The organism is Enterococcus lactis, from assembly GCF_015751045.1.
Taxonomy (GTDB): domain Bacteria; phylum Bacillota; class Bacilli; order Lactobacillales; family Enterococcaceae; genus Enterococcus_B; species Enterococcus_B lactis.
The window spans coordinates 1-10,920 of sequence record NZ_BNJW01000039.1 but is presented as its reverse complement, the minus strand read 5'-3'; the positions used below and the strand labels follow the sequence as shown (position 1 = coordinate 10,920).

Annotated in this window: 7 protein-coding genes and 6 pseudogenes; 4 read left to right on the top strand and 9 right to left on the bottom strand. The window is 38.6% G+C overall.

The features are described 5' to 3' along the window. The first annotated feature begins 277 nt into the window (after nucleotides 1-277). The 3 genes from KFO35_RS13420 to KFO35_RS13410 are packed head-to-tail and all read left to right on the top strand — an operon-like array spanning nucleotide 278 to nucleotide 2,802. Nucleotides 278-1,009 carry a metal ABC transporter ATP-binding protein gene (locus KFO35_RS13420; protein ID WP_024634823.1) on the top strand — a complete coding sequence of 244 codons (732 nt, stop codon included), beginning with the start codon at nucleotides 278-280 and terminating at the stop codon, nucleotides 1,007-1,009. Then, the gene (locus KFO35_RS13415; RefSeq protein WP_005879136.1) at nucleotides 1,010-1,864 is read left to right on the top strand and encodes a metal ABC transporter permease; all 855 of its coding nucleotides are present in this window, start codon (nucleotides 1,010-1,012) and stop codon (nucleotides 1,862-1,864) included. Between the two features lie 2 nt (nucleotides 1,865-1,866). Further along, nucleotides 1,867-2,802: a metal ABC transporter solute-binding protein, Zn/Mn family gene (locus KFO35_RS13410; protein ID WP_024634825.1), complete on the top strand. Its 936-nt coding sequence runs from the start codon at nucleotides 1,867-1,869 to the stop codon at nucleotides 2,800-2,802. A 193-nt stretch (nucleotides 2,803-2,995) separates the two neighbouring features. On the opposite strand, the pseudogene KFO35_RS14310 reads toward KFO35_RS13410, so the two are convergent. From KFO35_RS14310 to KFO35_RS13390, 5 genes and pseudogenes are all read right to left on the bottom strand, one after another. Continuing rightward, nucleotides 2,996-3,133, bottom strand: a pseudogene (locus KFO35_RS14310) (transposase); the annotation flags it as partial. Between the two features lie 63 nt (nucleotides 3,134-3,196). After that, a pseudogene (locus KFO35_RS14305) lies at nucleotides 3,197-3,436 on the bottom strand (HAD hydrolase-like protein); the annotation flags it as partial. A gap of 90 nt (nucleotides 3,437-3,526) precedes the next feature. Then, nucleotides 3,527-4,870, bottom strand: coding sequence for a PFL family protein (locus KFO35_RS13400; protein WP_002290081.1), 1,344 nt, complete (start codon nucleotides 4,868-4,870; stop codon nucleotides 3,527-3,529). Between the two features lie 14 nt (nucleotides 4,871-4,884). Continuing rightward, nucleotides 4,885-5,151 (bottom strand): ACT domain-containing protein, encoded by a 267-nt coding sequence (locus KFO35_RS13395; RefSeq protein ID WP_002290085.1) that lies wholly within the window; start codon nucleotides 5,149-5,151, stop codon nucleotides 4,885-4,887. Nucleotides 5,152-5,253: 102 nt separating this feature from the next. After that, nucleotides 5,254-5,922 (bottom strand): annotated as a pseudogene (locus tag KFO35_RS13390) (2,3-bisphosphoglycerate-dependent phosphoglycerate mutase). Between the two features lie 281 nt (nucleotides 5,923-6,203). Here KFO35_RS13390 and KFO35_RS13385 point away from each other — a divergent pair. Next, a pseudogene (locus KFO35_RS13385) lies at nucleotides 6,204-7,064 on the top strand (MATE family efflux transporter); the annotation flags it as partial. Here the strand turns inward: KFO35_RS13385 and KFO35_RS13380 are convergent. From KFO35_RS13380 to sstT, 4 genes and pseudogenes are all read right to left on the bottom strand, one after another. Then, nucleotides 7,058-7,677 (bottom strand): annotated as a pseudogene (locus KFO35_RS13380) (PTS transporter subunit IIC); the annotation flags it as partial. The pseudogenes KFO35_RS13385 and KFO35_RS13380 overlap by 7 nt on opposite strands. Before the next feature lie 19 nt (nucleotides 7,678-7,696). Next, complete coding sequence (locus KFO35_RS13370) at nucleotides 7,697-7,993, bottom strand: PTS sugar transporter subunit IIB (protein WP_002307675.1); 297 nt, start codon at nucleotides 7,991-7,993, stop codon at nucleotides 7,697-7,699. After that, a complete protein-coding gene (locus tag KFO35_RS13365; RefSeq protein WP_002307670.1) occupies nucleotides 7,986-8,450 on the bottom strand; it encodes a PTS sugar transporter subunit IIA in 465 nt (154 codons plus the stop codon). Before KFO35_RS13365 ends, KFO35_RS13370 begins: the two co-directional genes overlap by 8 nt. 528 nt (nucleotides 8,451-8,978) lie before the next feature. Beyond that, nucleotides 8,979-10,192, bottom strand: a pseudogene (gene sstT / locus KFO35_RS13360) (serine/threonine transporter SstT). Between the last annotated feature and the right edge of the window lie 728 nt (nucleotides 10,193-10,920).

The following is a 10,920-nucleotide window of genomic DNA, read 5'->3' as shown; positions in this document are numbered from 1 at the left end:
ATAAGTATACACCTCTTTTTTATTAAATTAAAGCAAAATATTAGACAAGCCTAAAAAAAAATAAACATTCGCCTAATTTAATATTATTTGCCTTCATTTCATTTGTATCGGAATGAATCAATTGTACACGTTAAAAATATATCTATATGATAATTACCATTGTTAATATTCACGATTTTTTGTTGAAATAGTCGAGAGAAAAAAATAAGGTTGACCAAAATATTTTTAGAGGTTAGGCTAAAATTAGAAAAATTTAGTTTTTAAAGGAGGTTTTTATTTGTTAACTGTAAAAAAATTATCTGTTGCGTACGGCGATACACCGGTATTCAATAATTTATCCGTCCATTTTAATGCAGGGAAGATTACTGGCATTATCGGAACTAATGGAGCTGGTAAATCTACTTTAATCAAGGCAATATTGGGTCTTATTCATCCAAAATCAGGTAGTAGCGCGCTTGATGGTCATTCAATGGCAACAGTAAAAAAGAAGGTTGCCTATGTAGAGCAACGAAAGGATTTAGATCTCAGTTTTCCAATCAATGTCTATGATTTGGTTTTAACTGGTAGTTATGGAAAACTGGGATTGTTTAAGACTCCAGGAAAAAGCGAACGTGTTGCTTGTGATGCAGCTCTTGAGCAAGTTAAAATGACTGACTTTGCTAATCGGCAAATAGGTAATTTGTCAGGCGGACAATTACAGCGGGTATTCGTAGCTCGAGCAATTTTACAACAGGCAGAAATTGTTGTCTTAGATGAACCTTTTGTTGGAATTGATGTGGAAAGTGAGAGTGCCATCATGGCTATTTTAAAACAATGGCGAGACGAACAAAAAACCATTATCGTTATCCATCACGATTTAAATAAAGTTTATGATTACTTTGATGAATTAGTCATTATGAATCACGGAATCATTGACTTTGGGCCAACTCAAGAAGTCTACAATTCGAAGAATATCAGTAAAACATTCAGTGCTGACTTATCTTCAGTTCTATTTCAGGAGGTAAATTGAATGACTGCTCTCTCGGATTTTTTTCAAGCGTTAGGAAAATATGATTTCCTTCAAAGTGCATTAATCACTGCAATAATGGTGGGGATTATGTCTGGGATTATTGGGAGTTTCATCATTCTACGAGGAATGTCTTTGATGGGGGACGCTATTTCTCATTCAGTATTGCCAGGGGTTGCTGTTGCTTATATGTTAGGTATAAATATCTTGATTGGAGCATCTATTTTTGGTGTACTAGCTGCAATGTTAATCGGCTACGTGGCTTCTCATAGTAAAATCAAAGTAGATACTGCAATAGGGGTTGTCTTCAGCTTCTTTTATGCATTGGGATTCATTTTAATCTCTATGGCCGAAAGCTCAACCAATCTACACCATATTTTATTTGGAAACATTCTAGCTGTTAGTAATAGTGATATGATCACAACGGCAATTGTTTTAGGAATTGTGATTATTTTTGTACAAGTATTTTATAAAGAATTGTTAATCACTTCCTTTGATCAGACCTTCGCTAAAACATATGGATTAAATACCCAACTAATCCACTATAGCCTTATGCTCGTCTTAACGCTAGTAACCGTATCAGCATTACAAACTGTCGGAATCATCTTAGTAGTGGCCATGTTAATTACGCCAGCTGCAACAGCATACTTTTGGACCGACCGCTTGTCCGTGATGCTTGTTTTCTCCGCTATATTTGGTGTTGTCGCATCAATTTGTGGTTTGTACTTCAGCTACACATTCAACTGGGCTTCTGGTCCAGCGATTGTTATTGTCGCAGCAGGGTTATTCTTAATTTCCTTTATCTTCTCACCAAAACAAAACTTGTTACATATACACAAAAATAGAAAAGAGGCGTAAATATGAAAAGAATATTAGTAACCATCGTAGTAGTGATCGCAGCCGTCGCCGGAGTAATCTTTTTTGTCAACGGACGAAGTGGAGATTCCAAACAATCAACAGATTCCAAAAAAATCAGCGTAGTAACTACAAACTCGATTTTGGAAGACATGGTTAAAAATGTGGCTAAAGATCGCGTTGAACTATATAGTATTGTTCAACGCGGCGTGGATCCCCACGAGTATGAACCTAAACCGGAAGATATCTCAAAAGCAACAGATGCAACAGTTTTATTTCACAACGGACTGAATTTAGAAACTGGCGGTAGTGGTTGGTTCAAGAAGTTGGTAAGCACTGCTCATAAAGAATTCGATAAAGATGTTTTCGCCGCCAGTGAAGGTGTAATACCGGAGCACTTAACAACCAACATCGAAGAAGAAGATCCTCATGCCTGGCTTGATTTAGCCAATGGTGTTCAATACGTCAAAACAATCACCAAAGTCTTAAAGGAAAAAGATTCAAAAAATGCAGATTATTACCAAACTAATTCTGATGCTTATATCAAAAAATTACAAAAGTTACATGAGGAAGCGCAATCAAAATTTCTCGATATTCCTGAATCACAGCGTTTATTGGTCACCTCAGAGGGTGCCTTCAAATACTTCTCAAAAGCCTATCATGTTGCGCCAGCTTACATTTGGGAAATCAATACCGAATCTCAAGGTACTCCCGAACAAATGAAAGCTGTGTTAGCTAAAATAGAAAACTCTGATGTCAAACATTCGTTCGTAGAAACCTCTGTTTCATCTAAGTCAATGAATAAAGTTGCCGATGAAACGGGATTAGAAATTTATTCCAAAATTTTTACTGATTCATTAGCAAAAGAAGGTTCCGAAGGCGATACCTACTATACAATGATGAAATGGAATCTAAACAAAATTCATGATGGTCTAGCTTAGCAATGTTAAAAACATATTGATATTTTAAAGTTTCCCTCTAAGTAATTATTCTTGTAGTTTATTTAGAGGGACGACTTTTGATGATTGAGCGGTCCTCAGATATCTCATTACGATAAGATATCATCAAAAGACAAATTATTACTTATATAGGTTGAATTAAATACTTTACATCCGCACGCACAGTCGGTCAATCAACCGACTGTTTGATTTTCTGGACGTGGTCAAAAAAAACATTGTTGATGACCGATTCCTTGAGCCACTTCCAAACGCCTTCCATTAGGTTCAACTGAGGGCTGTAGGGAGGGAGGAAGATGAGTGCCAGGCGCCTAGCGTTTTCTTCAAAAAATTCTAACATTCCTTCTTTTACTAACAATTCGCGAGTCGAAGCGATCGTACGATGAGTCAAGATATAATGTTTAGATCCTTGTTGTTTCAATTGCGTCAATGTGTCATACACATGATCAAATGTGACAGATTGGCGTGTATCAAGCGTTTCGTATTGATGGAAATCATCTGAGAATTCTCGAAAGTCCAAATGATATTTTTCAGTCAATGCTTTTGAAGATTTTTCTTTCAATAATCGATAAACAGCTTTTGGATCAGCAACTACTTGCCGATCTTCTAAAGCTTTCATCATGCTGTCAAGCATGATCGGATACGTATCGAACAACGTCCCGTCAAAATCCCATATATATGAATCAAACATTATTTTCTCACTATCTTCCTAATTTTTAAATGAATGGATTGGTGCCGGGATCCGCCCGCCTCGTTGGATAAAGTCCGTCGATTTCGCCGAATTCGTCCGCATGACTGGAGCAGTCCCCAGCAAACCGCCGAATTCGACAGAATCGCCGACTTTTTTATCTTTAGCGGGGATGATCCGCACCGCCGTTGTTTTATGATTGATGACACCGATCGCAGCTTCATCAGCGATCATCGCCGCAATCGTCTCCGCTGGTGTATCTCCTGGGATCGCGATCATGTCCAGACCCACTGAACAAATGGCGGTCATCGCTTCTAATTTCTCCAGATTCAGATAGCCTTCTTCTACGGCTTTGATCATACCTGCATCTTCAGAAACCGGAATGAATGCGCCTGATAAGCCTCCCACATGGTTGCAGGCCATCACGCCGCCTTTTTTCACAGCATCGTTCAATAAAGCCAGTGCGGCAGTTGTACCGTGTGTGCCGACAGATTCCAAGCCCATTTCTTCCAAGATCAACGCGACACTATCACCAACTGCCGGAGTAGGAGCTAATGACAGATCCACAATACCAAAGGGTACGTGCAATCGCTCAGAAGCGATTTGACCGACTAATTGTCCCATCCGCGTGATTTTAAATGCCGTCTTCTTAACTGTTTCAGCAACCACATCGAAAGATTCGCCTTTGACCTTTTCCAGAGCGCGTTTTACTACGCCCGGTCCGCTGACACCGACATTGATCTCGCAATCTGCTTCACCGACCCCGTGGAATGCTCCCGCCATGAAAGGATTGTCTTCCACCGCATTCGCAAAGACTACCAACTTCGCACAGCCCATATCTGAAGCTTCGGCGGTTTGTTTGATGGTTTCACCCATCAATTTGACAGCGTCCATATTGATCCCTGCCCGTGTCGAACCAATATTGACAGAAGAACAGACAAATTCTGTTTCTGCCAAGGCTTCCGGAATCGATTGGATCAAGGACAGGTCCGCTCCTTGATAGCCTTTTTCAACTAATGCGCTATACCCGCCGATAAAATTGATCCCCACCGCTTTTGCGGCTTTGTCCAAAACTCGCGCAAAAGCAACACAGTCTTGCCCGCCGCTTGCGGAAGCAACGATTGCGATCGGCGTTACCGAGATCCGCTTGTTGATGATGGGGATCCCAAATTCACTGGCGATCTCGTCACCGACTTTTACAAGATTTTTCGCTTTGCTGGTGATTTTATTATAGATATTTTGACAAGTCTTTTCTGTGCTGGCATCGATACAGTCCAACAATGAAATACCCATTGTGATCGTCCGGATATCAAGATTTTCTTCTTCTACCATCCGGATCGTTTCAAGAATTTGTTTTGTTTCCATCATTTCCCTCCGAATTATAGTTTATGCATCGCATTGAAGATCTCTTCATTTTGAATGCTGATTTTGACGCCCAACGTGTTTTCAACTTGACTCAATGCTTGCTTAATCGCTTCTAAATCAGCCTCTGGTTGCATTTGCAACATCATCATCATGGTAAAATAATCTTCCATGATCGTTTGAGATACATCTAGAATATTGATATTCAATTCTGCCAACTTCTGGCTGACACCGGCAATGATCCCAACCTTGTCCTTCCCGACCACCGTTAAAATAGCTTTCATTATTCTTATTCCTCCAATTTTTTCAATAGTATACCATAATTTATGATAGTTTTATGAAAAATTCTGAAACAAAGGGCTATTTCCTTCAGCCAATATTCGTCTTTAGAGGATCGATTTATTGACGATCTGCAAGTTCTTATCAAAGCGGTAGTGGATCGGCTGCGCATTGGGAATATCAATGGTATCCATTTGGTCTTCCGGTACATCCTCCAAATATTTCACCAGTGCCCGCAGACTATTGCCATGTCCGGTAATCAAAACATTCTTACCCGAACCCAACAGCGGCGCGATCTCATCTTGCCATTATGGCGCGACCCGCTGGACCGTCATTTGCAGATTTTCTCCATGAGGAATGTCTTGATCTGCCAATTGTGCGTAACGGCGATCAAAATGGTTTTCTTCTACTAATGGAGGCATTTCATAATAATCTCGACGCCAGCGTTTGACTTGATCTGCCCCGAATTCTCGTGCCATTTCATCCTTATTTTTCCCTACTAAAGCGCCATAATGCCGCTCGTTCAGACGCCAGGTTTTAAATGTCGGTATCCATAACTGATCGCTTTCTTCTAAGATGATCTGGCAAGTCAATGATGCCCGCTTCAATACTGACGTAAATGCAGCGTCAAACTCGATCTGCGCGTTTTTGATTTTTTCCCCTGCCTTACGAGCCTGTTCCTGTCCTTTTTCTGTCAGAGAAACATCCAGCCATCCCGTCCAATAATTTTCAAAATTTGCTTCACTTTCCCCGTGCCGCATCAGTACTACATCTATATGTCTTCTACCTCTCTTCCTTTATTATCCCAGTTTCTTTGAGAAATGTCATTTGCAGTTGACATCTTTTTCATCTTTTTCATAAAATTTTCTTAAAGCTGTACCAATTGATTTTAAAAAATCTAAAGAACTGAGTTTATGCTATCAAGCATCTTTTTTGTAAGCATTAACAAATTGCTCTTTTTTTGCTGTATTTTTTGTATAAATCAGCTATTTGTGGTTCTATTAAACTATGGTAATATGTAATTTGCAAATATTCTGAAAAAAATTGAGGAGTTATCATGAGAGACCTAACTACAGGCACCCCAGCAAAGTTGATTTTTTTATTTACCATTCCATTACTCGTGGGGAATATTTTCCAACAGTTCTATAATATGGTAGATATGATCATTGTTGGGCAAACGATCGGTAAAGAGGCATTGGCAGCAGTCGGCGCGACAGGAAGTATCACATTTTTGATCATTGGTTTTGCTCAAGGTTTGACCGCTGGATTATCTATCATCACGGCGCAATGTTTCGGCGCTCAGGATTTTCGCGGTGTAAAGAAAAGTTTTGCTGTTGCTATTATAATTAGTTTCACAGTAACTGCTATTTTGACTGTTTTGAGTTTAGTATTTTTACGTCCGTTATTATTGCTGATGCAGACACCGCCGGATATTATCCAACAAGCACAGGAATTTATCTCCGTGATCTTAGGCGGTATGTTTGCCTCAATGGCGTTCAATCTTCTTTCAAATATGATTCGAGCGCTAGGAGATAGCCGAACACCTTTGTTCTTTTTGATTTTCGCTGTGATCATCAATGTGATTTTGGATTTGGTGTTTATTATCAATTTCCACATGGGGATCGCTGGGGCTGGGTATGCGACAGTTATCGCGCAAATTTCCGCAAGTTTGATGTGTGTCATCTATATCAAACGGAAAATCCCGTTGCTGCAAGTCTCTAAAAGTGATTTCAAAATAGATAAAGACACTATTTTCACTCATTTAAATGCGGGCTTGCCTATGGCTTTCCAATCATCCATCATTGCTATTGGAGCGGTGGTATTGCAGTCTGCTCTAAATAGTTTGGGAACAGATGTCGTAGCGGCTCAAGCTGCCGCGGGAAGGATCGACCAATTTGCCACTCAGCCAATGATGTCTTCGGTTGTGCGGTCTTTATATTTACTAAATAGCTTGCCAATATAACCAGACAGTGCATAGCCAACCATATTAAAATGGCCAATAGCAGTTGCATCACTTCCTGTAATCTTACGCATGAAGGGCTGACATAATTGAGGCAATGCTGCGGAGAAGAAGCCAAGTAATAATCCACCAACGATAATTGCGGCTACATCCGAGAAGTTATGCGCTTTCAAAATCAAAGATAACACACACGCAAAGAACAAACTATGACCAGTCGTAAAAAAGATATTTTTGAAAGGAGTAATCCTAGCAATTACTAAGTTCATGATAAATCCCAAAATCAGCGTACTACTCGTAACAAACGCAAATTCTGTCTGCGCTAATGCTGTCGCTGCTTCAGGAGAAGCAACAACTCCCTTGATATGAAATCCGGTTTGGAACAACGTATTGAAGTTCTGCAAAGCCCTGTCATGATCGTGCCACCTGCATTAAAGATCTAAAAGCCAATAATTGTCTTAGAGGTTCCAGTCAAGACTTCTGTTCCAGACTTTTTTTGTGCTAATAAGCCTATCATAGCCACAAGCCCTAATAGTACTGCGGGCGTACTTAAGAAGCTAATAATAAAATCCATTTTCAGCCTTCCTTTCTAACTACTGTTTTTCTAACTCAATAAATGCTTCTTCAAGTTTTATCTTAATTTCATTCTTATCCACAATATTCGCAATGCCAACAATCTTCTGTGGTAAATTTTTTTCTATTAATTCATTCGCTACATCAGGCAAAGTAATGATCATATCTCCTTGAAAACCTGGCACACCATCTAAAGATGAATGTTCTACTTCTAACGGAAAGTTATTTTCTTTAACAACTTCATTGACTTTGATCTTTAGCATCAAACTTGATCCTACTCCTGCACGGCAAGCTACTAAAGCTTTATGACTATTCATGTTTATTCTCTCCTTCTGCTTTTTCAATATAGTTTTTAAATTCTTCTCTAGATGAAACGACTTTGATAAATTTTAGAAAATCTGGATTTCCTAATAAATTTGCCAATTCTGATAGCAATTCAATATGCGCTTGGTTATTCTTGGCGCTTAATGGAAAAAGATATTTAACTGGATCATTGGTGCGATGACCTGAAGTAACTGGGGTCTTCAATCGCATAAATCCAATAGCTACATCTTTTGCTCCACTTTCCACCGTTGCATGAGGTAAAGCAATATTTTCAGTAATAACGATATATGGACCGGTCTCTTCGTAAATCTTCAAAATTGTTTCGACATATTTTTCAGTTACTACATCTGCTTCTAAGAAAGGTTGCAAAGCTTTTCTTATTGCTTCTTCAAAGTTATTTGCCTGAACATCTAGTTGAATATATTCATCTTTGATTACTTTACTTAACACTTATTTCGCCTCTATTTCATTTATTACTTGTGCACGTCTATACTCGCCTTACTTGACAATATAAACTGGGTTCACTTTTTTATAGTGAAAAAACAAAAAGCGTGCTCTAATGGGAATTTATTCTTATTTTCTGTGCCAAGAGCGTTTGACCCATAAAAAAATAGCCTTCTCTCAAAAAAAAAACAGTTCGTTTTTTCTTCCCTATAAAAGAAAAAACGAACCAAAATAAGGCTGGGGCAGAAGTGCTTCACTCTGAGAAATAAGCCGAAATTCACGAAAATTATTTTTCAAATTTTTGTGAATTTCGGCTTATTTAAGAAGGAGTTGCTTCTACCCCCGCCGTTTATTCATTTTTAAAGAATGAGACAAAAGTGTTTCTTACTTTTATCCCACGCTCATTTTGATTCTACATAAATTCAAAATAAAAAAACCTTTACCCTATACTTGAAGTTAGGATAAAAGCTTTTTATTTTCGGTCAATCATCACTTCAGAAAACCAATCATCGAAAAATGATCACCCATTCGCAATCAGTTTGATTCACTTAAGGAATCTTTTAAGGAGATTGCTTCTCCGTTACGTTTCCGCGCGCTTAATTCCCCAATCGCTGTGAATAACAGATCACTAGAAGAGTTCAAAGCTGTTTCTACCGAATCTTGGATCACACCGATAATAAATCCTATCCCTACAACTTGCATCGCAATCTCATTCGAAATACCAAACAAGCTGCAAGCCAAAGGAATCAATAGCAACGAACCTCCCGCAACGCCTGAAGCTCCACAAGCAGCAATGGCTGCCAACAGACTAAGGATCAATTTTGAAGCAAAGGACGCTTCGATCCCTAATGTTTGTACCGTCGTCAATGTCATCACGGTAATCGTTACAGCAGCGCCCCCCATATTGATGGTCGCTCCCAACGGAATCGAGATCGCATAGGATTCCTTCGTTAATTTCAATCGTTCGGCTAACATCATATTGATAGGAATGTTGGCTGCTGAACTACGTGTAAAGAAGGCGGGAACCGCACTTTCTTTTAAGCAAAAGAAAATCAATGGATAGGGATTTTCTTTGATAAATAAGAAAGTCAGAAGCGGATAAACAACTAAAGCGACAAATAACATGGTTCCTACTAATACCAGAACTAGTTGAAGATATTCTGCTAAGCCAGACAACCCTGTCGTTGAGATCGATTGATAAACTAATCCTAGGATACCGATCGGTGCAAACGCAATGATCAGCTGCACTACGTGTGACAAGGCTACAGAAACTTGATCCACGACTTCTTTAGTTGTTTCCGTACGACTACGCAAAGCCAGCCCTAACAAGACGGCCCAGAACAAAACGCCTAAATAATTTGATTCAATGATTGCTTGGATCGGGTTTTGTGTCACGTTAGTCAACATCGTAGATAAGACACTGCCGATATTTTGTGGCGCCTTTTCAGAGACCTGTTCTTGCAAAGTGATTGGGATCGTAAAAATCGAACTAACGACTACTGCAACTAACGCAGAGAGGAACGTTCCACCTAAGTATAAAAATAAAATAGGTTTGACATAGGTTTCATTCCCAACTTTATGTTTTGCAATCGAAGCTGCCGTCAGAAAAAATACCAAGAGAGGAGCAATGGCTTTTAAGCAACTGACAAATACAGTCCCCAATATGGTGATAAACGTCCATGAGGGTAAAAAATACCAACTATAATACCAACTATGATACCGCAACTAATTCGTTGAACTAAAGACATATCCAAAAACTTATCTAACAAATAATCACCCCTATATAGTTTAACCATCATTTTAACATCTCTAAAATAGAAATAAAAGATAAACTTTCTAAAAATTCAAACTATTAAAGAGGATCGGACAGAAGCGTTTAAATCCGAGAAATAAGAAGGAGTTGCTTCTGCTCCCACCGTTTATTCTTTTTTAAAGAATGAGTCAAAAGTGTTTCTTACTTTTGTCCCACGTTCGTGGGGAAAAAATTAACGAAATGATGATTTATTGATTTGAAATAAAGAATAGGTTAGATTCTAGGCGGAATTCATCAGTAGTCTTGTTCTTGTAGACTTTCAATAAATCCATTTTTTTGAATGATTTTTTCTGTTACTGCAACGCTACGGGTACAAAGGGCATTTTTAATTTTGTGTTATTTCATTATTACTCATCTCTCATTACAACAACATTGTACTGTCAAAAAAATCCTCATTTATGATACGGAGCTGGGTATCATGAGTGAATGATATTTATAAATCACTGGATATTGAAGTATATTCTGTTTTCTCAACTTATTTAGTCAGCTTTTTTAATGAAGATTTTTTGAGTAACATTTCTATAATTCCTACTTATTGAAAAGTAGTTTGTAGTGCTGCTTCTACCTCTCTCATCTGTTCTACAAATTCCAAATAACTTGACGCAGCTTGCGGAATGAAAAAATGATATGTGAATATTTCTCCTCCTAGCCCGCTTAATATGC